Consider the following 24,340-nt stretch of genomic DNA (forward strand, 5'->3'; position numbering starts at 1 on the left):
TAGGTTTTGTTGCATAGCTCGCTTATGTCATTCCCGCATAGGCGGGAATCCATGGTAAAGCGAGATAAATCGAGTTTTTAGTTTTAAAAACTTACTGTATTTATATTTTTTACTGGATTCCTGTTTTCATAGGAATGACATAAGAGTCCCCCAATAAAATTGGCATTTAAAATATTTTATATCATGGACACAAACAAATTATATCTTTTCAAAGATAGACGATTTTTACCGAATTTTATAGTGCAGTTATGCGGTTGTCTTAATGATAATATATTAAAAAATGCTCTGGTAATCCTTATCACTTATGGTATTTCAGGAGCTTTAAGTCAATATAATAATCTACTTGTTTTAATTGCTAATGCTACTTTTGTATTACCTTTTATAATATTCGCAAGCATAGCAGGACAAATTGCCGATAAATACGAGCGTGCAAATCTTATTAAAATTATTAAGATTTGTGAAATCGGTATAATTGCCTTTGCAATTTACGGATTGCATAATAATAATCTGTTAATCCTGTTTTGTTCTATTTGCTTAATGGGTATGCATTCTACTTTTTTCGGTCCAATCAAATATAGCGTATTACCTGATCACCTAAATAAAGACGAACTACTTGGAGCTAACGGCTTTGTTGAAGCCGGAACTTTTATCGGTATTTTTATCGGTACTATAATCGGCAGCTATTATACAATCAGCAATAATTTTATAATTTATTCCTTAATTACCATAGCTTTTCTTGGCTTTATTACAAGCCTTTTTTCCCCAAAATCGAAAAACGTAAATCGTGATATTAAAATAAATTTTAATATTATAGATGAAAGCATAAATATGATTAAATATGCCAAAGCAAAACAACAGATATATTTAGCTATACTTGGCATTTCATGGTTTTGGTTTATCGGAGCTGCTATAATTTCTCAAATACCTTTACTTGCTAAGATAACTTTTAAAGCTGATGAGAATGTTGCTAATTTATTTTTAGCGGTTTTCTCGCTTGGTGTTGGGGTCGGTTCGTTTTTATGTAGCAAAATATTTGAAGATGAGATTACCGTTAAATATCTATTTATTTCAGCCCTAGGCATTAGTATTTTCGGTATTGATTTATTCTTTGCAAGTAGAATTAGCTCAGTTAACTACGAACCTACTCAGCTAAAAAGTATTTTAGTATTTTTATCGAAAAGACATAATTGGCGCATAGTTATAGATTTATTGTTCTTAGCGGCAATAGGCGGATTATATATCGTTCCGCTTTTTGCGATATTACAGCATTACGCAAACCCTGCTCATCGTAGTCGAATTATTGCCGTTAACAATCTTATCAATTCCATTTTCATGGTGGGATCCACAATAATTCTATCTTTATTATTTTACCTAAATTTCACTATACCCTGGATTATATTATTTATTAGCCTAGCTAATATAATCGTTACTATACATATTTACCGTTTAATACCTGAAGTTAAAATTATTCCATTTAAGCTATTGCGAAGAATATTCCAAATCTGTTTTGATCTTATGTATAAGGTTGAAGTTAAAGGATTTGAAAATTTTCAAAAAGCAGGTAAAAAAGTAGTAGTGGTCGCTAACCATATTTCATATCTAGATCCGCCGCTAATTGCTACTTACTTACGAGAAGAAATGACTTTTGCAATTAGTCCCGATATACAAAAAATATGGTGGATTAAACCGTTTTTACGTATGGCAAGAACTTTGCCGGTTGATCCAAGTAACCCAATGGCAATAAAGACTTTAGTAAAAGAAGTACAAAAGGATCAGAAAGTAGCAATTTTCCCTGAAGGTAGAATAAGCGTTACCGGCTCTTTAATGAAAATATACGAAGGACCGGGAATGATTGCCGATAAAGCCGGTGCTACCATCTTACCGGTTAGAATAGACGGTACTCAATTTACTCATTTATCAAAATTAAAAAACATATTAAAAAGAAAAATATTTCCTAAAATTACTATAACCATTTTACCGCCGGTAAAATTCGCTAATATGGATGCTACAAGCAACCAAGAACGACGCAGTTATATATCTAGGACTCTTTATGATATCATGGCTGACATGATGTTTGAAAGTTCAGACTATCAAAATACTGTATTCTCATCTCTTATAGAAGCTGCTAAAATTCATGGATTTAAGAAAAAAATAGTTGATGATTTTGAAAATAATGCGGTTACTTATCGAGATTTAATATTAAAATCTTTTATCCTAGGTGATTTAATCAAAAAGAATAATATCTTTGGCAGAAATTTAGGCTTAATGTTGCCTAATACCACGGATACGTTAATTACTTTTTACGCTATGCAATCTAGCGGTTATGTGCCTGCTATAATTAACTGGAGCAGCGGCATAAGTACTGTTATTAACTCCTGTAAACTTGCACAAATTAAAGTAGTTTACACTTCAAAACAATTTATTGAGAAAGCAAATTTATATGAATTAATAACTAACTTATTAGATTTCGGTATTAAAATAATATATTTAGAAGATTTTAAAAATCAGATTGGTACAGCCCTAAAACTAAAAGCAAAAATAGGCAGTTATTGTGCCCAAACTTATTACAATTATTTTTGTCGTAATCGTGATGACGAAAAACCGGCAGTGATAATTTTTACTTCGGGTACTGAAGGTAAACCTAAAGCCGTATTATTATCTCACAGAAATTTACAAACTAATAGATATCAAATAACTGCTAAAGTACCTTTTAGCCCTGAAGATATAGTATTTAATGCGTTACCGCTATTTCATTGTTTTGGTCTTAGTGGTGCAATTATTACAACTTTAAACGGTATTAAGCTGTTTCTATATCCTTCTCCACTAAATTATCGTAGCATTCCTGAAGTTATATACGATATTGGAGCAACTATATTAATTTCTACCGATACTTTTTTAAACGGTTATGCTAATTACGCTCACCCATATGATTTTTACTCATTACGCTATATATTTGCCGGTAGCGAGAAATTAAAAGAATCTACACGACAATTTTGGCTTAATAAGTATGGCATACGTATTTTTGAAGGATATGGGATTACAGAAGCCTCACCTATTATAGCTTGCAATACCCCTATGCATAATAAAGCAGGCACGGTAGGAAGATTATTACCGAAAATTGATTATAAGCTTGAGAAAGTAGAGGGAATAAATGAAGGGGGACGTTTATTCATTAAGGGTCCTAACATAATGCTTGGTTACTTGGACTTAGAAGGTCACCGTACTTATAAAGAATGGTACGACACAGGCGATATAGTCAAAATTGATTCTGAAGGATATATAACAACTCTAGGACGTTTAAAACACTTTGCTAAAATAGCAGGGGAAATGATATCTCTTACAAAAATTGAAGAACTTGCAAGTGAAATTGATCCTGATTCCTTGCACGCTGCTATTTCTATTCCCGATAAAACGCACGAAGACAAGATTATTTTACTTACTACCGGTTCCAATATAAATAGAGAGAACTTTGCAGATGCTGTATCTAAAGCTCAAATTCCTTTACTACATTTACCGAAAGTAATTATTACCGATTCAGAAATACCTCTACTTACAAACGGCAAAATTGATTATCTTGAGATTATGAAAAACGTGGATAGATTTTAACGTCATTGCGCACGACTGCAAGGAGCGTGGCAATCTCAGGAGTCGTACCTGAGATTTCTTTGTCGACACCTATGGCGTCTTCTCGCAATGACGGAAAAAAATGCCACACACAACAACGCTGGTCAAACCACAGGACGACATTTATTTTTTCTTTTGACTATTTAATAGCAACATTCAAAACTAATTTAAACCACTTACCTAATAACTCTTGATCCTCCATAATTCCAGGTAACACTTTCCAATATTATAGAGTTACAAGTTTACCTTTACTTTGATATACAAATGACTCAGAACCAAAAGATTGAAAATATTCATAAGTGCTTAGGTCTAACTTAAAATATAATTCATTGCTCTTAATAATTCCTATCATAACACCACCCATATCCACCAAACATTACACGAACGACTACTGAACCATATTGGTTCTAACAATTCTTTGACATATTCAGTAAATGCATTTTGGTTCATAATAATCGCTTTAAATACAACAAACCATAAATAAACGTACCTAATATAATAAACAATGGAGTTAAAGGTAAATCAAAGTAGAAAGAGCTAAATGCAGCACAAAAATTAATAAATAAAGATATAAGAATTGATATTATAATCATCTGGGAGGGGCTATATGCTACAAACCGTGCAATCATTGCAGGAATAAGTAAAATAGCAGTTACCATAAGTACTCCGACAATCTTTATAGCAGAAAATACCGATAATGAGAGAAGAAGTAAAAATATTAGCTCAATAATATTAACCTTTAAGCCTTGTATGACGGCAATATCTCTATTGATAATGATAAGAAGAATTTGATTATAAAAATATACTATAAAGCCTATAATAGTTATGAGCACTATTGCAAGTATCATCAAATCATTAAAAGATACGGATAAAATATCCCCAAACAACAAATTCACTATATTATTCTGCAAAGAAGTAAAATAATTAATAACTAAAGCAACAGCTAGCATAAAACTAGAAATCAAATTAATAACTGCGTTTTTTTCAGAATTATTTTTAAAAATAAACACAAAAAACGAAAAAAGAATTGCAACTATTATGCCTGAATATATTAATGGAACATGTGCTATAATACTTATACTAGCCACTAAAAAACTACTATGAGCAAGCCCGTCACCGAAATAAATATATCTCTTCCATAGGGCAATGCAGCCAAGCGGGGCAAATATGCAGCTAATTAAAATTAAGGCTAGTATTATTAAAGTCATCTGAGTATATTATATATGTTTGTTGTATGGCCTCTTGTTATCCCGTGGCTTGACCACGGGATCCACTAAAGTTCTTAGGCTGTACTTATGGAGCCCGTGGTCAAGCCACGGGATAACATTGGAAAGAATCATAGACTATGTCTTCAATCGATAAAAAAGAATTAGAAAAATTTGAGAAAATTTCTCATAATTGGTGGAATAAGGACGGAGAATTCGGCATCTTACACCGAATAAACCCTATTCGCCTTGAATATATAATAGAGAAAATAACTACGCATTACAATAGACACCTTTCCAAACTCGCTTATAGAGAAGAATTTGTAGGAAACATGCAGCACAGCACTGCAGCGTACGCTTTGGTACGTGAGGATGCAAGCAGCAGATTGATACACAAATTACCTCTAGAAGTAGAGTTTGAAAAGATGTCTAACGATATTTCTAAATTAGAAATATTAGACGTCGGTTGCGGTGGAGGGTTAATTGCAACGCCTTTAGCGGCTCAAGGTTTTAACGTTACAGCCATTGATGCACTGCAAAGTAATATTGAAACGGCAACTGCTTATGCTAAGGCAAACGGCGTAAAGATAAATTATTTACAATCTACTATAGAAGAATTAGCAAGTGACAAGCTATATGATGTGGTAATTTGTCTTGAGGTTATTGAACACGTAGCAAACGTACAGCAATTTATACTAAATTTGGTGAAGCATATTAAGCCAAACGGTATGGCAATAATTTCTACGATTAACCGTACTAAAAAAGCTTATATACTTGGAATAATAGTTGCCGAATATATTTTAGGTTGGGTACCAAAAAACACTCATGATTATAGCAAATTCCTAAAACCGTTGGAAATTTACGAAATGCTTACGGATACCAAAATTGAAATTCAAGAGCTGAAAGGCTTGGTATATGATCTGGCTAAAAATGAGTGGAAATTAAGCGATGATATAGATGTAAATTATTTTATGTGTTTGGGGAGCAAGAGTATGTGTTATCCTAGCTAACTTGATCAGCCTTGTGACATGAATACCGAATCGTCATTGCGAGCGACTGTAAGGAGCGTGACAATCCAGAAAAATAATAAAAAAATGCTAACTTTTAGCATTTTTTACTGGATTGCTTCGTCAATTGCTATACACTTTCCTCGCAATGACGCAAAAACTGATCCATACAACACAGCCAACTTGATCGCGGGATCCAGTTAAACATACTAATAATATTAGTATGTTTAGTTGTTTTCTGGATACCGTGGCAAGCCACGGTATGACACAGTTCTTAGTATATATTTAAAAAAGATAATAAATGAATAATAACGTAATTACTAGATTTGCTCCGTCACCGACAGGGTTTTTACATATAGGTTCGGCAAGAACCGCCCTTTTTAATTATTTGTTCGCAAGGCATCATAACGGTAAGTTCTTGCTTCGCATTGAAGACACTGATAAAGAAAGGTCAACTAAAGAAGCGGTAGAAGCTATATTCTCAGGTCTAAAATGGCTAGGGCTTGATTGGAACGGTGAGGTTATATTCCAGTCTAAACGTAATAATCTTTACAAAGAAGCTGCACTAAAATTACTGCAAAACGGTAAAGCATATTATTGTTTTACTCGCCAAGAAGAAATAGAAAGACAGCGACAACAAGCTTTAGAAAATAAACAGCATTTTATTTTTAATAGCGAGTGGCGTGACAAAGATCCATCTATCTATCCTACTGATATTAAGCCGGTAATACGTCTAAAAACTCCAAGAGAGGGTAGCATAACAATTCATGACACTTTACAAGGTGAGGTAGTAATTGAAAACTCTCATATAGACGATATGGTACTATTAAGAGCAGACGGCACTGCTACTTACATGCTAGCCGTTGTAGTAGACGATCATGATATGGGTATAACTCATATTATTAGAGGTAACGATCATTTAACCAATGCAGCAAGGCAACTCGCTATTTATCAGGCTTTCGGATATGCAGTACCGAGCATGACTCATATACCGTTAATTCATGGAGCAGACGGAGCAAAATTATCCAAAAGGCATGGAGCATTAGGCATTGAAGCTTATAAGGATATGGGGTATTTACCGGAAAGTTTGTGCAATTATTTACTGCGTCTTGGATGGAGTCACGGCGATGATGAAATTATCTCAATGACTCAGGCTATAGACTGGTTTAATCTTGATTCACTCGGTAAATCACCTGCTAAGCTTGATTTTGCTAAGATGAATAGCCTTAACTCTCATTACTTAAGAATGCTTGACAATGATAGCTTAACTTCAAAGATTGTAGAGATATTGGAACAAAATTATAATAAACTTCTTCAGAAGCTCGCTTATAGGGAGGAATTTGGAGGAAACACGGAACGCAGCACCGCAGCGTATATAGACATACGTGAGGATGCGAGTACCGGATTGACGTACAAATTACCCCTAGCAGTAGAGTTGCCGAAAAAGTTTAAGGTTAGTGAGCAGGAAATAGGCTATATCAAACAAGCAATGCCAAGCTTGTTAGTTAGAAGTGAAACATTACTAGAACTAACACGCCTTGCTCAAATTTATCTAGTAGACTCGCCTATCATCTACAGCCAAGATTCAAAAGAAATTATAGAAAATTGCGATAAGAATTTAATCAAACAAATTATAGAAAACTTAAGCGAACTTGAGCAGTTTGATAAGGAATCCGTACAGAATAAATTTAAAGAAATAGCAGCAGCAAACGACTTAAAGCTGAATGACATTATGAAACCGGTAAGAGCTTTAATAACAGGTATGACTGCATCACCTAGCGTATTTGAGATTGCAGAAATTTTAGGAAAAGAAAATATTTTAAAAAGGTTAAAAATTATATGAAAGATTGTATAAAAAAAATTGCTTTTATTTTTAGTGGATTATTTATAATAACCGGCACTTTTGTTTTGTATAGCATAGAAAACGTCAACGCATCAACAGCACCAAAAAAGTACGGAGCTTGGACTTTAAGTTGTACTCTTAATAATGAGAAAAAACAACTTTGCTTCTTATCACAACAAATTAATAATCTAGAGAGAGATAAAGAAAAGGAAATATTAGCCATTTATCACATAGGTTATTTCAATGGGGAACAAGAAAAACAGGAATTAAAAATAATAGAAATAGTCCCGTCAAATGTTCAAATTCCGGCAGGTACAGTTATTAATAGCGGTGACAAACGAATAGCAGCCGGAAAATACGTAAATTGTACAGTAAACGGCTGTCAGGCTTTAGCTATTATTACACAAGACGATCTAGACATGATTTTATCAAACGATAATTATATAGAACTAATTACCGCAGACGGCAAACAAGCTAAAATTTCATTTATAAAAGACGGCTTAAAGGAAGGCCTAAAAGCTTTAAGTAGATAGTAACGCAAGAATTTAAGCATTGTTGCTGCGAGCAACTGAAAGGAGCGTGGCAATCTCAAGATTTTGGTCCGAGATTGCTTTGTCAAAATTTTTAATTTTTCCTTGCAATGACGACTTGGGTATCCGCACAACAAAGCTTTGAGTCGCTTAGCGCATAACCACTCACTACTAAGTTGCTTTAAAGCTTAATTAAGCATCGTGATGATGGTGTCCATGTCCAGGCCCTTCACCGCCTAAACTTGCTTCATATTCAAGAACCCATGATTGATGAAATGCCATGCCGGTCGGCGACTATCCATCTCTCTAAAAGAACGCGAAACCGCGCTTCTCTTTCCAGAAGAATTATTGAGTGATCAGTATAAGCAGGTAATGGATGGCTCCAAAATGGCTTTTCTTGGCTTATATTTTCAAAAAATGTCTTAAGCTCATTAAAAGTTAGTCTTTGAGAAAAATCATTAGGATAATCAGTGATCGCATATGTATAATAACCACGTGTTTTATGTGCCATGGTATAACCCCAATGTATATCAAACTTGTCACCGACTTTTACTTTATGAACATGATGGTGCTTGCTTCTATCTCTCCAATCAAATGTTTTGTCAGATGAAAATTGTCACATTTCTGCATTAGTATAATTAACAGAATCTCTCTCATCTTCTTTTCAAACGCTAAGAAGATGTCCCTCTTTAATTTATACTAATTCAGCTAATAGTTATACTTACGAATAACTAAACACCAATTAAAGCAATAAACTTAATGAAGTTCTATTAATATTTCTAATTAATTTGCTATTTTTAGTAAATATTAATAAAACCCAGCTTTAGTTGATATTAATAGGAAAAATTAAGCTTGTGGCGAGCTTCGCACTACCCCCTACCCTATTATTTTATCTTTTATCCTTTAGATTGCTTTTAGAACCTAATTTTTTAAGTTTTATATATAAAATTTAAATTATCTTATTTTAGTCTTTCTTAACTGTATAAATTATAAGATTTTTTTAAAATAAGAATAGTAATTTTCTAAAACCTTACTAATTTTAGTTAGCATAGTTTAACCAACCAAAAGCTAGAAACTGTTATTACTAATTTTTTAAATTAAACGAATATAGATTAACCTTGCCTATAACTACAACAAGAAATCTATTCTTAATAATTAAAGCGTAAAACCGCTTAAAACCTTTTGATCATCCTATATAAGTGTTAACAAAATAACTTTAATTGATAATTAAAGAGATTTTTACAGTAATAAATATCCCTATTTCAAAAAAATCTTATAATTTGTAGTTAAAAAGAATTTAATGAGCTTTAAAATTATTTTGTTAACAGTCTCATAGGATAAATACCAAAGTATTTGCAGTCATTTATTGAAATAATTACAAGAAATTCTATATTTTATTTTTTTAGGAAGAGTTTTATTAAAGAGTTTATTTTCACATTAAGCAAAGAATCGCTTTAAAACCCATTTGTTGCATAAATCAGTTGTGTCCTACTGCGACTTTTAATAATGTGTTGTACAGCACGTTGTTAAAATCGTCATTGCGGAGCAGGGCATTGCCTGCGTGGACTAGTTTCTCAATTGTCATCCTGCGAGCTTGTAGCGATATCCAGTTTAAAATGCTAATATTATTAGTATTTTTTCTGGATACCATGGTTAAGCCATGATATGAAATTGAACAGGTTTTGCGGCCCACGCAACAATGCCTCCTTACAATGAGGGGAACAAGCAATACAACAAAACGGGTTTATTAGATCTATTGCATAACCTATCTTATAGAGATATAGACTTAGAAATCCATACCGCCCATGCCTCCCATACCGCCACGCATTGGCATTGGCTCTGCCTTATCAGAAGGTTCGTCAACAATTAAAGTTTCCGTGGTAATAATTAACGAAGCAACGGAAGCAGCATCTTGAAGTGCAGTACGCACTACTTTAGCCGGATCAATAATTCCTGCTTTAATCATATCGACATATTGCATATCTTGAGCATTAAAGCCATAATTTTTATCCTTATGTTCTAGTAATTTACCAACTACTACGCCACCGTTTTCACCGGCATTTTCAACAATCTGTTTTAACGGATCCTTTAAAGCTTCTATTACTATTTCAATACCAGCTTGTTGATCCTTATTCTCTACTTTAAGCTTTGTTAAAGGTTGTGATGCATGAAGTAATGTTACACCGCCACCGGCAACAACACCTTCCTCAACTGCCGCTCTTGTAGCAGCAAGTGCATCTTCAACACGATCTTTACGCTCTTTCACTTCAACTTCCGTAGCACCGCCAACCTTTAATACGGCAACACCGCCGGAAAGTTTAGCTAAACGCTCTTGCAGTTTTTCTTTATCATAATCAGAAGTAGTTTCAGCTATTTGAGATTTAATTTGTAATACTCTATCTTCAATATTTTTCTTATCACCGTTACCGTCAACAATTACGGTATTTTCTTTAGAAATTGTTACTCTTTTTGCTGTCCCTAGACTCTTAATACTCACATTTTCAAGCTTCATACCTAAATCTTCAGTAATAAGCTCACCTTTAGTTAGGATAGCAATATCTTCCATCATTGCTTTTCTTCTATCGCCAAAACCGGGAGCTTTTACTGCCGCAACTTTTAAACCACCACGTAATCTATTGACTACAAGCGTTGCAAGAGCTTCGCCCTCAACATCCTCAGCAATAATTAATAGCGGACGTTGTGATTGTACTACAGCCTCAAGTATAGGTAACATCGGTTGTAAATTTGATAATTTTTTCTCAAATAGTAAGATGAAAGGATTTTCAAGCTCAGCAACCATTTTCTCGGAATTCGTTACAAAATACGGTGATAGATAACCTCTATCAAACATCATACCTTTAACTACTTCAACATCGAAGCTAAAATTCTTTGCTTCTTCAACGGTTATCACGCCTTCTTTACCGACTTCCTCCATTGCCTTAGCAATTTTCTCACCGATTTCCTTATCACCGTTTGAAGAGATAGTACCGACTTGTGCTATTTCCTCTTGGCTATTGATTTTTTTACTGGATTTTTTAATTTCTTCTACTACTGCGTTTACCGCTAAATCCATACCACGCTTTAAATCCATAGGATTATAACCGGCAGCTACTAGCTTATTACCCTCACGAGCCAAAGCTCTAGCAAGTACCGTAGCTGTAGTAGTACCATCACCGGCTACTTCTGCAGCTTTTGTAGCAGCTGATTTTAATAGCTGAGCTCCCGCATTTCTAATTTTATCTTTTAACTCGATCGATTTTGCAACCGTCACACCATCTTTTGTAATTTTCGGTGAACCGAATGATTGCTCTATAAGTACATTTCTGCCTTTTGGACCTAAAGTAACTTTTACTGCATCTGCAAGTATATCAATGCCTTCTAACATTTGCTCACGAGCTTTTGAGCCGTGTTTAATAAGTTTTGTTGCCATATTTAATTTCTCCTTAAAAACAAATAATTAATTAATAATACCAAATACATCGCTTTCTTTCATAACGATCAGTTTTGTGCCTTTAATTTCAATTTCGGTACCTGCCCATTTACCGTATAAAACTTTATCGCCTACTTTTAGCTCTAAAGGATGAATTTCGCCTTTTTGATTACGAATACCATTACCTACGGCTACTACTTCACCTTGCATCGGCTTTTCTTTTACAGTATCCGGAATAATAATTCCACCTTTAGTTTTTTCTTCTTGTTCGATAGGCTTTATTGCAATTCTATCATGTAATGGTTTAAAAGACATTTTAACCTCCAATTATTAAATCTTTAAATGTACATACTATATATATTTTATTTTTGTTAGTTCAAGGGGCAAGAATAAATTTTTTTTATTAGAGGTCTATTCTTTCTCAAAATCCTCTAAACTAGTGCCGTGTTTAGTTTTACTCCATTTCAAATTCACAGGACAGAAAATTATTTCAAATACTGCTTTATATGAAGCTACAGTATGTAATATAAAATAACTAGCCCATAAGCTCAAAGCTACTATATCCTGAAATTTTACTTTTCCGCTTTTTAAAGAATTTTTTAATATATACAGAGCTGTACCATATAGATATAAAAGCGAAAAAATACTATTAATAAGCCATAAATAATTAATTATAGAATTTTTATTTATAACAATAGAAAATATTATAAAGGGTAAACTCCAAAATTATAAGTAGATAAGGAACACATACATTGTTATTACTTGCAATAAAGTAAACTTTTGGCATTTATCTTTTTGTGCTTTAAATACCAAAAATGTTTCACAAAGCCTTGAATCTAATTTGATCTTTGATTTAGCCAATTACCTAAACTATTCGGAACCTCTTCTAGAGTATAGGAATCACGAATAGCTACTTTATAGTTCTGTGAGTAAATTCTTATACCAAGCTCGGCATCTTCTGTTACATTATAAGAATCCCATCCGCCAAGCTTATTTAATATATCCGTTTTAAAATAATTACTAGTACCCCCAAGAGGTGTAGGAAGTTTTAGTAAACTTAATCCTTTCAAGATATATTCAAACCATAAACTATATTCTATATTAAACATTTTTGAGAATAGGTTAAAATATTCTCATTTTTATTATAAAAATTAAGCTTAACTTGAAGACAAGAATATTCTAGAGGTAAGTTTTTAAACATTGCTAGAGCTTTAATTAGCTGTTCAGGTTTATCTTCAGCATCATATACTACTAGATACTCACCACGTGAATATTCTAGAGCATAATTAAGGGCTTGCGGCTTTTAGTTCTTGGTAGACTTTTCAGAACAGATATAACATGAAAATAAGACGGTAAATTATATAACACTATTTCTTTAATCATTAGATAATCGTCATCTTCGATAATCATTTTAACGCCTAGCTTATCTTTTGGATAATTAATTAATGAAATATTTTTAATTATTGACCTTAACTTACTTAATTCTATAACGGTACTAAAACTGTATAAACCGGTAAAGCTTTCTCCTCATTTTGAAAAATTTGTGATTCCACCGAATGATTTTTAGTACTACTTGTTTTGTGAAACGATTCCACCTCTATCATCACGCGACTTGATCGCGGGATCCAGTTAAAAATACTAATATTAGTATTTTTAATTATTTTCTGGATACCGTGGTCAAACCACGGTATGACACCGAATACGCTTTTCAATCCATGCAACCCTTACCGAAGGCGATTCTCTTACTACCCTTATACATAACAGAGATTTTAAAATCTTTTGCAAACAATAGCTTATATTATTAACAACATAAAATAAAACCGGCAGATAAATCAATGTGGCTATAAACACGACGAAAAATATTATTATTTTATTGGTATAATTAATATTCTTAGCAATAATCGGCTCGACTTTAAATTCAAGAGCATATTTTGCTTTGATACTAGTTAAATAGGCGAAATTTTTTTCTAATAATTTATAAAAATAATATTTCTTGATCAGCATTATAGATCTAAAAATATTACTATTACTAAACAATATTTTTAGATCTATTTATAGCAGTTATTGTATTACTATGAACATCGTCATATATACAATAACCATTCACTACATAGGCTTGTATATAAGAATAATTATAAATTTTAATATAAGAAATATTGCTTATTAGCAGCAATATTCTATTTTCATATAATATATCAATCATTATCTCATTATCGATAATTGCTTCTTCGATCATAGCTTTTAAACTATTAGCTTGTTTTTTACCTAATAAATTTTTATCTCTGATTATCTGTATATACCTTCATTTATACATCTAACCATGCTGAAAATTTATACCTGATATTTTATATTTCTTAATTTGAAAGACTGTGATCACAAAAATGACCGATTTGAGCAGTTAACAAGTTTCTATTCTCTTTACCAAAATTAATTATCTTTACAATTCCTAACTGCTTATAAACTGAACTATCATATACATAACCGTAATTTTGCCGAGTATGGTATTTTGTAAAACTTGTAAGCATTATGCCGTTTTTAAATTTAATCCCTTCACAAATAGAAAAATTACATCTTCTTAGAACCAATATTAATTGAATGTCCAAAGCTAAATATATTTTGATTAAAAATAATAACAGGGCGGATATTTTTAGACATTCCCATTAGTAAAGATATCTCGCCTAAAAAATCTTCTTTAAGTTTTTTACTCTTACTCATTAAAATTTTAGGCTGAGCCGCAATAACAAAATCTTTATCTTCAAATAGCTGCAATTTATAGTAAATAGAAGCATCCGTGCTTATGTTTTTTTCATTCAAAAATTTATCTTCTTTGTACAAAAAATGTACTCCAATATTTTGATTATCGGTAATACCGTATTCTACAGTACTACTTACAAATTGCTCATATTGATCAGAGGATAATTCTACTAATAAGGCATAATAGACAATAATATAATCTTAATACCATAGCCGCTTAAATTTAAAAAATACACTATAATAGCAATTATAAATTGAGTAAGAGCTAGTTTAAAAAATTTTTAATTGAAGTAGTATATGGCATATTGTAGTAATGATTTTATAACTTAAAATTCATTCAAAGAGGAAAATATGAAAGATCCAAAATATAGAACTATTACTTTTACCGAAGAAAGTAGAACAGCAAATATTAACATATCCCCCCAATAAAATAACAATTGGCGCTAATCAGCGTGTTACGTTTGACAGCCTAGGCAATGTTGCGGAATTAATCTTAGGACTACATAGTAGTGTTAAAGTAACAGATCTTAATCATAAGGTATTTATAAATAATACCAATCGAGATAAGATAATTATATTATCAGGTGAACATATTGCTTTTCATGATAATCCATACGCTTAATAAATACGTTCTTCTCGTGGAAGATTGGTTGCGTGGATACATGCACCGTCATTGCGAGGAGCAAAGCGATGCGGCAATCCAGAGCAATAATAAAAAAATACTATAAATTAGCATTTTTTGCAATGACTGGAACACTGATCCACTTAGCAACTTTCTAAGACCCAAGCAGTACCTGATTTTGTAGTTTAAATAATTCCGCAGCTCCGCCTTTAGCAAGTTTTAACATTGCTAAAAACTGCTCTTCGGAAAAAGGATTTTTCTCTGCCGTGCCTTGTACTTCGATTAAATTACCGTTACCTGCAAACACAAAATTACTATCCACGTCCGCATCACTATCTTCTAAATAATCCAAATCTAGTATCACCTCACCTTTATATATACCGCAAGAAATAGCTGCAATTTGACTAATTAACGGGTTCACCTTTAAAACTCTCTTTTTCATCAAGGACCTAATAGCTAGGTGCAATGCTACGTAGCTCCCTGTTATTGCTGCAGTTCTAGTACCGCCGTCAGCATTAATAACATCACAATCTATGATAATTTGCCTCTCGCCTAGTTTCCTCACATCAATTACACATCGCATCGCCCTACCTATTAAACGCTGTATCTCTTGCGTTCTGCCGCCTTGTTGCCCAAGTGCCGCTTCTCTTTTAATACGCTGTGATGTAGAACCGGGAAGCATACCGTACTCGGCAGTAATCCAGCCTTGATTTTGTCCCCTCAAGAATGGCGGTACGGTAGTTTCACAAGTAGCACTACACATGACATGTGTATTACCGATTTTAATAAGACATGAACCTTCCGCATTAATAAGCGGGGATAATTCTAATGAAATAGGACGTAATTGGTTACTTTTTCTTCCTGACTGTCTCATAATACAATTTGCACTCCATAAGTAAAAATAAATAGTAAAGTTTAATTTGGAAAAGAGTAAGGAGTTTCATATTTTTTGACCGCAGCATAAATACTAGTACGTGAGGATAAAAAAATACGAAACAACGACACCAATTTTTCAAATTAAACGAGTATACCATTGAAAAAATTTTTATTATATCTATATATACCTCAAAAAAGAAATAAATATAAAGTAAATAATATGATAGACGATAATATAGAAAATAATGAACAAACAATAAATGATATTGCTGAAGAGATAGTTGAAACAGCAAATCCGGAGGTAACAGCGTTAAAAGCCGAGATTGAAGAGCTAAAAGATAAGCTAATAAGAACTACTGCTGAAATAGACAATACAAGAAAGCGTTTAGAAAAAGCACGTGACGAAGCAAAAGATTATGCAATTGCTACATTTGCTAAAGAACTACTAAATGTTAGTGATAATCTTTCAAGAGCATTAGCACATAAACCGGCAAATTCTGATGTAGAAGTCACAAATATTATTGCAGGCGTTCAGATGACTAAAGACGAGCTAGACAAAGTCTTTCATAAACATCATATTGAAGAAATAAAGCCGGAAATAGGATCAATGTTCGACTATAATTTACATAATGCAATTGCACAGATAGAACATCCTGATCATGCACCGAATAGTATTATTACTTTAATGCAATCAGGATATAAAATTAGAGATAGACTACTGCGTCCTGCTACCGTACAAGTAGTTAAAAAACCTTAATGCTCGATCAACTTCAAAAATTGGCGTCGTCGTTTTACAAGACACGTATTAAGTATACGCTGTGATCTTCGCCTTGTGAACTCCTAGCTCTTTTTGCAGTTGATCTTCGTATAGAAAATGAGGAAAATAATAATGAATAGAACCGTTATATTTTGGCTAGTTTTTTTAGGGCTTTTTATCAGCGGTTTTATGCTAATTTCAGACGCAATAAAACCATTTTTTATCGCATTTATAATATCTTACTTACTACAACCTGCTATAGGTTTTATCGCATCAAAATTTAAAATATCAAATAAATTTGCATCAAGCATAATTTATCTGATATTTTTGAGCATATTTTTCTTAAGCTTAACTATTTTAGTGCCGATAATTTATGGACAAATTTTTACTTTTATAAATAATATTCCAAAATATAACAATTATTTACAGGCAGAAATATTACCGCCTATAATGGTAAAAATTTATTCGATAGAACCTGATATTGCCGATAAAATCAAGAATTCTTTAAGCAATTTTATAAATAGTATATTTACTATACTTGGCAGTATTGCTAATAATTTTTGGCGTTATACTATTATAACTATTAACATATTTGTTTTATTTTTACTTATACCTATAATATTATTCTATTTCCTACGTGATTGGGCTAAAATTATTGCAAACATGAAATCATTATTACCTATAAAAACCCGACCGAAAATCCTTGCAATATTATCGGCAATTAATAATCTGTTATCTGCTTACATAAGAGGACAGCTAAATATTTGCTTATTATTATCTACTTATTATAGTATTGCATTTACCGTAATAGGTATTGATCTCGCTCTTTTACTTGGTATTTTAACAGGATTTTTAGTTATTATTCCTTTCCTTGGTACTTTTATATCATTTCTTTTAACTCTAATTATCGGCTATTTAACTTTTGGTGTAACTACTAAATTACTATATATAATGATAATTTATCTAGTTGGAAATATTTGCGAGTCTTATATTTTCACCCCTAAAATTATCGGTGATAAAATAGGGTTGCATCCTCTTTGGATTATATTCTCAATTTTTGCCTGCGGCAGTTTATTTGGAATTATTGGAATATTTTTTGCTATACCAATTGCAGGGATTACAAAAATTTTACTTTTGAATCTAATTAAATTTTATAAATCTAGCCAATTCTATCGAATAGACGACTAAAAAATTTTTATAACAGTGCAGCAATATATATTTCGTTTTACTACTTCTAGTAAATATCATCCTGATGAATTTATTGTTTCTAGTTCTAACGATCAAGCTTATAATATTATAAAAAATTGGCAGTGCGGCTTTGGCATTAACCCTTATAAATTTACTTTATTAATTAAAGGCCCTTCTTCATCAGGCAAAACTTATTTAACCAAAATATGGCAAAATTTAAGCAATGCCTATATTATTAAAGATATTTTTTTTAATGAAGAAATTTCAGAAAAATATAATGCTTTCATCATTGACGATATTGAAAACTGGCAAGAGCCGACATTACTTCATATATTTAATATTATTAACGAAAAACAAAAATATCTTTTACTTACCGCATCTGATAAAAGCAGAAATTTTACTTTACCCGATTTATCTTCACGTATTAAGTCAGTACTTAGTATTCTATTAAACTCACCTGACGATGAATTAATCAAAATTCTAATATTTAAGCATTTTGCTATTGCTTCGGTAACAATATCCCGACAAATAATAGATTTTCTTTTAGTAAATTTGCCTAGGGAATATTCGAAAATTATAGAAATATTAGACAATATTAACTATTTTGCTTTAATTTCCAAAAGAAAAATAACAACTTCATTAGTCAAAGAAGTTTTAAATAAGTATAATCATAAAACATTGTAACTTTTGCCTTGAATTTATAGACTTGAAATCGTCTCAATATAACCTTTCTATAAATTAACTTTTTAGAAAAAATTGTGTTGGGATACGAAAAAAAACAAAAAAGTTTAAACAGAGAACAAAAACGGGCTATAGGCATAGGCTTACTATCTATAGGTACTTTTTGAGAATATTTTGATCTTATGCTATATGTTCATATGGCAGTACTAATTGATGAGCTTTTCTTTCCGCAATATGATACTCACGTTAATCGACTTCTTGCAGTTTTTTCTTTTTGTTCTACTTTTATTTTTAGACCCTTAGGAGCTTTATTATTGGGCTGATAATATAGGTCGGAAATCCACAATCATTATTACCACTATTTTAATGTCATTTTCTTGAATCGTTATGGTTAATCTTCCTACTTAGGCATAAGTAGGTGCTAGTGCCGCCTGCATAGTAACAATATGCCGTATAGTGCAAGGTATGTCATCCATGGGAGCAAGAGTAGGAGCAGAATTATATTTAACGGAATCTGTTGGAGTTCTTAAACGCTTTCCTGCCTTAACATTTGTAGGGGTGTGTGCTAGCTTAGGATTAACTGTGGGCCCTTGGCTTAGAAACCTGAGTTACATCCTATAACTTTAATTAGCGTATCGCATTTTGGGTAGGTACAGGAATTGCATTAATAGGTAGTGCTGCTAGGACTACTTTGCGAGAAACACCGGATTTTGTTGATGCTAAGTGTAGAATACAAGAAACGATAAAAGATAGTAATATAATTGATGTAGCAAAGATAACAAATAATCCTGTATGGCAGGACAAAGTTAATAAGAAGACTGCAATTTATTATTTTTTAATACAAATTTCTATAGTAGAATTTTTTGTAGCACTAGCACTTACGTGTTTATGCTATAAATGCAATTAGTAATATTTTTAACTTTTCTTCTATCTAGTCCATTAATATTAGATAATATAACGCAAGGTTAGCAAAGTCTCTTAATTCCACTAATTGTAGTGACTTTTTCTCCAAGTGAATCCCCGGCAATGCCAATATTTTACAAAAGTTTTCCGGTTGTAAAACGATTTACCTATGCTAGCTTTATATATGCTTATTCAAGAGCTATGTATGTAATTAGTTCTTTTGGGCTTGTTTATTTAACAGAACGTTTTAATAATTTAGGATTGTTGATGATAGTAATTCCTATTATTATAGGGTATAGCCTCGGTATATCACCTTTTAAAAAGCTAGAAGTTGAAGCAGGAAATTATTATTGAATATAAAAGGCGAAATGCGGCTTGCACGCTTGCAGCTTTTATATAAATTAAATTAGTTATATACTTTATCTTCTTCAGCTAATTCAGTTTTAATTCTTTCAAGCAGAGCAAAAACCTTACAATATTCTTCAAGCTTTGCGTTTATTGTTTGCAGCTCATCTAAAGTACTACTAAAATCTTCTTGTATTAAATAGGTTTCTACAATTTGATTCTGCTCTAATGTTTTAAGCATAATATCTTGTAACAATTTATTATAGTGATTTTCTAACTTAGGTGTATTTGACATAATGATTAATAAATAACTTTGTATTTTAATTAATATATGAATTTTTTAATAATACAATCACTTTTAGTTAGTTTATGTTATTATTTATCTCTCTTTGCTCTATTAACACTAATTCATGATAAAGATTTACCTTAAATTTGCATTTTAAGTAATTTAATTATAGATAATTATTAAAATTTGTTAATAATTATCTATAATGCACCCTAAAACAGATTAAAGGCATACAAATGGAGCGAATAGAATGGCAAGACCTATAAAAAAGAAAAGAAATATGCCACACTCACTAGAAAAGGATTTAGAGATTGTAAAGGCATCATCCAATAATATAGACACAGTAACTAAAAAGCAGCCTCCAATATTTAGAAGTATGGATGATATAGAAGTTATACAAAGGCGTAACTTGGAGCGTATAATTTCTCAAGAAACAGTAAAAAGTAAAGATGATTTATATATAATAGAGCAAGAACGAATACAGCAATTAATGAGTAGAGGCACACACGCCTTAACAACCCATGAACAACACCGCAATACTAATTTATAAAAGTGAGTATAAAGCACAAAATAACTCAAGAACATCCAGTATTATAAATAGTATTAAGACCTCAAAATGGGGTAATATAAAGAAAATAAGCAACGTAACAGGAAAGATTCTTTTTAATAAAACCACAGCTAGCGTACTTGGATTAATAGCAAGTAGTATTATGCTGGCAACTATAGCACCTGCCACAGCTCCATTTATGTTTGTATCAGCTGCTGCCATGGCAACATCTATAGTAGGTAAAGCCATAATAGATGTAGTAAATACTCGCAAGATACGTCTTCTTACACAAGAAAATAAATTATTAGAAAAACATCGTGATGATTTGAGTAAACAACAAGCTCTTCTAAAAATTGATCCAAAGTTAAAAGATATTTTAAAAGATGATTTATATATACATAATGAGCAGCAACAAACGAAAGACAAAAGTAATAAAGGTACTAAATCATTATTTATAGCATCGGTTATAACAAATGTAATAAATAATATAGTAAACGTGGCGGGGATATAAGCATCTATAGTCGGTAATAATGTAGCACAAATAATTTCATCAATAAATATAGGATTACAATCATTAAACGGTTCTAAAGATTCGGTCAATCAGATCCAAGATAGGATAAAGTTAATTAAGGAGCTAAACCATAATATTAATCAAGAAACACAAAAAGCAGATATAGGTAATTATAAAAATATACAAGCATTAGCAGAGATAGGATATAAACACACTATTCAAACTGTAGCATTAAACTCATTACTACAAGATAAGAATTACTTTAGATTTACCGATCAAGAAAAACAACAGCGATTTAATCAGCTTAGTGCAGAAATAACATCACAAAATATAATAGTAGATATACTAAAAGATATAGATAGGGCACATAGTCCTTTTTATAAACAACCGAAACAAATCACTACTCATAAAAGCCTGTTAACAAAAACAGTTGAAAATACAAATACTAACGATCATAAGGAATACAAAACGATACAGTAAAAAAAGAAATTAGAACTAAGCGGCACAGAAAATATAGTAAATAGAATTGGGAAACAATTAATTAATAATACTATTTCTAATAAAAATACAGGTACGCCAAATAATGATATAAAAAGAATTGAAAAAAAAGATTTAGGGTTAATAAGGTAAAATAGGAAATCATCAATAGACTTCTTAGCAAAATTTTCTATTGACTTTTATATAAAACAGTATAATTTCTTTACAATTTAACTTTTGTAAAGAAATTATACTCGGCTATGAGAAAGAACAAAGAAGCTTAACACATAAGCAAAAAGAAGCAATAGGACTATTTATCTATTGGTATATTTCTTGAGTATTGTGACCTAATGCTTTACGTGCATATGGTAATACTTTTAAATGATTTATTTTTGCCTAAGTATGATCCTTTTGTTAATTCACTTACTTAATGCTTTTGCGTTTTGTTCTACTTTCGTTTTGAGACCGGTAGGGGCTTATAATATTTGGTTGGATTAGTGACAATATAGGCAGAAAAGTAACTGTTATTATCACCAAAGCTATTATGGCAATTACTATTACAGCGACTCTTGCTCCTTACTCAGAAATAGGTATAGCTGCTACCTATAGTTATAACATTATGTAGAGTTGCTCAAGGGATCTAATCAATGGGCGAGATTATGGGGGCTCAAATTTACTTAACCGAAATCACAAAACCTCCTACTCAATATTCAAGCGTGGCTATGATTGTCACAGCATCTACTGTAGGAGGCGTTGCAGCACTCGGTATAGTATCTATAGTTACCAGCTATAGTTTTAGTTGGCGTATAGCCTTTTGGATGTGAGCAGTTATTGCCGTGATTGGACTAACTGCACGAACTACTTTATAGGAAACTCCTGTATTTGCAGATGCAAAACACCAACTTCAAGGAAGCTTAGCTGATGCTATTGAAAAAGGAGATATAAATATTAAAAAATTAAAAAACCATTTTCTGCTACAAGAAAAGGTCAATAAAAAAACCTGTTTGGCTTATTTTTTAATTGAATGTTGCATGGCCTGGTATCATTTTATTTTACCTACTCACATTGTAGTAATATATTAAAAAATACCTTTGGTTACACCAGTGAACAGATCATACATAATAATTTTATTGTCTCAATAGTAAATTTAGGTTCATATATAATATTAACTTATCTATGCTATAAAATATATCCATTAATTCTTATAAAATTTAAGTTATTAATATTGTGGTTATTTGCTTTATCACAATCCTTAATGCATATTTTCTTTTCTCAGGTGATTTAGCTCCTAAAGTCTGTATATTATGGACTCTATCAAAAAATTTTATAAGTGCCGTATTATATCTTTGCTGTTTAATTAATAGATTTAAGCTTTCTTCAGCAGTAATTTTCCCTTAAGGTTTTAATGCGAGTTAGGTCTTCTACATGTTTTGCTACCTCCTGCTCCAAAAATGCCGTTAATCATTTCTTCAGTTAATTCTGTATCCTCAATAGTATCATGAAGTAACGCAGCTTGTAGCATTATTGTATTTAAACAACTATCATTTTACTTTATTAGCTGCTTTAACTTCCACTTCCTCGTACAATTTATACTTTGCTATTTTTTTTTGAAAATCTAGTAAAAATAAAGGCAAAAGTAATAAATAATGCAGAAAAGAATTACAGTAGAATTCAGAAAGGTTCCGACAAGATAAATTTCAAGGCGAGCGAGCTAGGCATATATTAATATGTGAGCAAAGGCGATAGTACAAAATTCGCTTGTATCAAGCTTTATGAATTATGCTGTATATGAAAGATTCTAAAAACTCGTATGGATCAGGAAATTTATTCAGTGTCATACCATGGCTTGTTGACCACGATATAGCATTATTACGCAGATCGATTCCACCCATATCATTCTAGTTCGCTTGACCGCAGGTTCCAAAAACAATCAGCCAAGTAACGTATAATATTAATACGTAACTATGGCTAAAGCAAGATAAAAAAGATATAAACTGTCATACCGGGACTTGTTCCCGGTATCCAGAAAACCTTAAAAAGTTTTGGATGCCGTGGTCAAGCCACGGGATGACAAATTAATAGCATACCATTTTTATTTAACCCTAGCGATATCAATCTCTTCTCGTTTTCTTCTTGTCAACGAATTAACGTAAACTTTATTAGACTTCTTCAGAAATAAGGATTTAGAGAGGAATTTGAAAGAGACACTTCACTTTGAACCGAAGCATACATACTAGTATGTGAGGATGAGTGGTAAGGATCGACGTACAAATTACCTCTAGAAGTAGAATGTCTGAAGAGGTCTATTGTATGAAACTGAACGTATTTCCTGATTTACACAATAAAAAACTATAACTATAAAGAACCCGGGAATTTAGAAAAAGTACTAAAAAATGCTAAAATTTAGTATTTTTATACTGGATTATTTCGTCAATTACTTTGTAATTTTCTAGCAATGGCATTAAATTATTAACTAATATATACTTAGTGAGAAATGCCATTTCACAAAGATATTGTTTTTCTTGATAGGTTTAACTATTGCAACATTTAAAACTGAAAAACTTGAGTTTAAGCTTCATTCATTGTTTGATCGTTGAAATACTAAAAACTTTTGATTGGTGGGCGATGACGGACTCGAACCGCCGACACTCTCGGTGTAAACGAGATACTCTACCAGCTGAGCTAATCGCCCATATTTTTTATTAATTAGTAAAATAACATCATTTATAATCAATAAGAAGTATATAAATAATT

The 24,340-nt window shown here is 31.8% G+C and carries 22 protein-coding genes, 1 tRNA gene and 3 pseudogenes; 14 read left to right on the forward strand and 12 right to left on the reverse strand.

What is annotated here, in order from left to right:
- Window positions 1–183: 183 nt before the first annotated feature.
- The gene (locus BTU51_RS05465; RefSeq protein WP_012151114.1) at window positions 184–3,606 is read left to right on the forward strand and encodes an acyl-[ACP]--phospholipid O-acyltransferase; all 3,423 of its coding nucleotides are present in this window, start codon (window positions 184–186) and stop codon (window positions 3,604–3,606) included.
- Window positions 3,607–4,070: 464 nt separating this feature from the next.
- On the opposite strand, the gene BTU51_RS05475 is transcribed toward BTU51_RS05465, so the two are convergent.
- A complete protein-coding gene (locus BTU51_RS05475; RefSeq protein ID WP_012262521.1) occupies window positions 4,071–4,832 on the reverse strand; it encodes a metal ABC transporter permease in 762 nt (253 codons plus the stop codon).
- Between the two features lie 137 nt (window positions 4,833–4,969).
- Here BTU51_RS05475 and ubiG point away from each other — a divergent pair, with 137 nt between their 5' ends.
- The 3 genes from ubiG to BTU51_RS05490 all read left to right on the forward strand — a co-directional run bounded on the left by ubiG (window position 4,970) and on the right by BTU51_RS05490 (window position 8,212).
- Complete coding sequence (ubiG, locus tag BTU51_RS05480; RefSeq protein ID WP_012151116.1) at window positions 4,970–5,839, forward strand: bifunctional 2-polyprenyl-6-hydroxyphenol methylase/3-demethylubiquinol 3-O-methyltransferase UbiG; 870 nt, start codon at window positions 4,970–4,972, stop codon at window positions 5,837–5,839.
- 298 nt (window positions 5,840–6,137) lie between these two features.
- Entirely contained in the window at window positions 6,138–7,679 is a 1,542-nt protein-coding gene (gene gltX / locus BTU51_RS05485) for a glutamate--tRNA ligase (RefSeq protein WP_012151117.1), read from the forward strand.
- Window positions 7,676–8,212, forward strand: a complete 537-nt coding sequence (locus tag BTU51_RS05490; protein ID WP_012151118.1) for an invasion associated locus B family protein — start codon at window positions 7,676–7,678, stop codon at window positions 8,210–8,212. The genes gltX and BTU51_RS05490 overlap by 4 nt, the downstream gene beginning before the upstream one ends.
- Window positions 8,213–8,462: 250 nt before the next feature.
- On the opposite strand, the gene BTU51_RS09410 is transcribed toward BTU51_RS05490, so the two are convergent.
- From BTU51_RS09410 to rph, 8 genes and pseudogenes are all read right to left on the reverse strand, one after another.
- Window positions 8,463–8,738, reverse strand: coding sequence for a lytic polysaccharide monooxygenase (locus BTU51_RS09410; protein ID WP_230453758.1), 276 nt, complete (start codon window positions 8,736–8,738; stop codon window positions 8,463–8,465).
- Window positions 8,739–9,995: 1,257 nt separating this feature from the next.
- Window positions 9,996–11,639: a chaperonin GroEL gene (gene groL / locus BTU51_RS05500; protein WP_012151120.1), complete on the reverse strand. Its 1,644-nt coding sequence runs from the start codon at window positions 11,637–11,639 to the stop codon at window positions 9,996–9,998.
- A gap of 27 nt (window positions 11,640–11,666) precedes the next feature.
- A complete protein-coding gene (locus BTU51_RS05505; protein ID WP_012151121.1) occupies window positions 11,667–11,954 on the reverse strand; it encodes a co-chaperone GroES in 288 nt (95 codons plus the stop codon).
- A gap of 521 nt (window positions 11,955–12,475) precedes the next feature.
- Window positions 12,476–12,748 carry a glycosyltransferase family 2 protein gene (locus BTU51_RS09415; protein ID WP_041472476.1) on the reverse strand — a complete coding sequence of 91 codons (273 nt, stop codon included), beginning with the start codon at window positions 12,746–12,748 and terminating at the stop codon, window positions 12,476–12,478.
- A 375-nt stretch (window positions 12,749–13,123) separates the two neighbouring features.
- The gene (locus tag BTU51_RS09420) at window positions 13,124–13,360 is read right to left on the reverse strand and encodes a hypothetical protein (protein ID WP_155114767.1); all 237 of its coding nucleotides are present in this window, start codon (window positions 13,358–13,360) and stop codon (window positions 13,124–13,126) included.
- Between the two features lie 308 nt (window positions 13,361–13,668).
- On the reverse strand, window positions 13,669–13,875 hold the full coding sequence (locus BTU51_RS08875) for a hypothetical protein (RefSeq protein ID WP_193385854.1): 207 nt from the start codon (window positions 13,873–13,875) through the stop codon (window positions 13,669–13,671).
- A 118-nt stretch (window positions 13,876–13,993) separates the two neighbouring features.
- Window positions 13,994–14,474, reverse strand: a pseudogene (locus tag BTU51_RS05525) (hypothetical protein).
- Window positions 14,475–15,169: 695 nt separating this feature from the next.
- Window positions 15,170–15,889 carry a ribonuclease PH gene (gene rph, locus BTU51_RS05535; protein WP_012151123.1) on the reverse strand — a complete coding sequence of 240 codons (720 nt, stop codon included), beginning with the start codon at window positions 15,887–15,889 and terminating at the stop codon, window positions 15,170–15,172.
- 222 nt (window positions 15,890–16,111) lie between these two features.
- Between rph and grpE the strand changes: the two genes are divergently transcribed.
- The 6 genes from grpE to BTU51_RS05570 all read left to right on the forward strand — a co-directional run bounded on the left by grpE (window position 16,112) and on the right by BTU51_RS05570 (window position 19,774).
- Window positions 16,112–16,648 carry a nucleotide exchange factor GrpE gene (gene grpE / locus BTU51_RS05540; protein ID WP_010977570.1) on the forward strand — a complete coding sequence of 179 codons (537 nt, stop codon included), beginning with the start codon at window positions 16,112–16,114 and terminating at the stop codon, window positions 16,646–16,648.
- Between the two features lie 132 nt (window positions 16,649–16,780).
- Window positions 16,781–17,836, forward strand: coding sequence for an AI-2E family transporter (locus BTU51_RS05545; protein WP_012151125.1), 1,056 nt, complete (start codon window positions 16,781–16,783; stop codon window positions 17,834–17,836).
- 15 nt (window positions 17,837–17,851) lie between these two features.
- On the forward strand, window positions 17,852–18,520 hold the full coding sequence (locus BTU51_RS05550) for an HdaA/DnaA family protein (RefSeq protein ID WP_012151126.1): 669 nt from the start codon (window positions 17,852–17,854) through the stop codon (window positions 18,518–18,520).
- 462 nt (window positions 18,521–18,982) lie between these two features.
- A complete protein-coding gene (locus tag BTU51_RS09425) occupies window positions 18,983–19,138 on the forward strand; it encodes a proline/betaine transporter (protein ID WP_230453638.1) in 156 nt (51 codons plus the stop codon).
- 70 nt (window positions 19,139–19,208) lie between these two features.
- Window positions 19,209–19,424: a hypothetical protein gene (locus tag BTU51_RS05565; RefSeq protein WP_042442119.1), complete on the forward strand. Its 216-nt coding sequence runs from the start codon at window positions 19,209–19,211 to the stop codon at window positions 19,422–19,424.
- Between the two features lie 119 nt (window positions 19,425–19,543).
- A complete protein-coding gene (locus tag BTU51_RS05570) occupies window positions 19,544–19,774 on the forward strand; it encodes a hypothetical protein (RefSeq protein ID WP_155105207.1) in 231 nt (76 codons plus the stop codon).
- A gap of 52 nt (window positions 19,775–19,826) precedes the next feature.
- On the opposite strand, the gene BTU51_RS05575 is transcribed toward BTU51_RS05570, so the two are convergent.
- Complete coding sequence (locus BTU51_RS05575) at window positions 19,827–20,060, reverse strand: hypothetical protein (protein ID WP_012151128.1); 234 nt, start codon at window positions 20,058–20,060, stop codon at window positions 19,827–19,829.
- A gap of 241 nt (window positions 20,061–20,301) precedes the next feature.
- Between BTU51_RS05575 and BTU51_RS05580 the strand changes: the two genes are divergently transcribed.
- The 4 genes and pseudogenes from BTU51_RS05580 to BTU51_RS05605 all read left to right on the forward strand — a co-directional run bounded on the left by BTU51_RS05580 (window position 20,302) and on the right by BTU51_RS05605 (window position 22,410).
- Window positions 20,302–20,601, forward strand: a complete 300-nt coding sequence (locus BTU51_RS05580; RefSeq protein ID WP_012151129.1) for a hypothetical protein — start codon at window positions 20,302–20,304, stop codon at window positions 20,599–20,601.
- On the forward strand, window positions 20,573–21,109 hold the full coding sequence (locus BTU51_RS08880; RefSeq protein WP_012151130.1) for a hypothetical protein: 537 nt from the start codon (window positions 20,573–20,575) through the stop codon (window positions 21,107–21,109). Before BTU51_RS05580 ends, BTU51_RS08880 begins: the two co-directional genes overlap by 29 nt.
- A 727-nt stretch (window positions 21,110–21,836) precedes the next feature.
- Window positions 21,837–22,084, forward strand: a pseudogene (locus tag BTU51_RS10035) (hypothetical protein).
- Window positions 22,085–22,233: 149 nt separating this feature from the next.
- The gene (locus BTU51_RS05605; protein WP_012151131.1) at window positions 22,234–22,410 is read left to right on the forward strand and encodes a hypothetical protein; all 177 of its coding nucleotides are present in this window, start codon (window positions 22,234–22,236) and stop codon (window positions 22,408–22,410) included.
- A gap of 411 nt (window positions 22,411–22,821) precedes the next feature.
- On the opposite strand, the pseudogene BTU51_RS09430 reads toward BTU51_RS05605, so the two are convergent.
- A pseudogene (locus tag BTU51_RS09430) lies at window positions 22,822–23,117 on the reverse strand (HD domain-containing protein); the annotation flags it as partial.
- A gap of 1,085 nt (window positions 23,118–24,202) precedes the next feature.
- Window positions 24,203–24,278 (reverse strand) — tRNA-Val (locus tag BTU51_RS05620).
- Between the last annotated feature and the right edge of the window lie 62 nt (window positions 24,279–24,340).

Origin of the sequence: Rickettsia rickettsii (genome assembly GCF_001951015.1) — a bacterium.
Taxonomy (GTDB): Bacteria; Pseudomonadota; Alphaproteobacteria; order Rickettsiales; family Rickettsiaceae; genus Rickettsia; species Rickettsia rickettsii.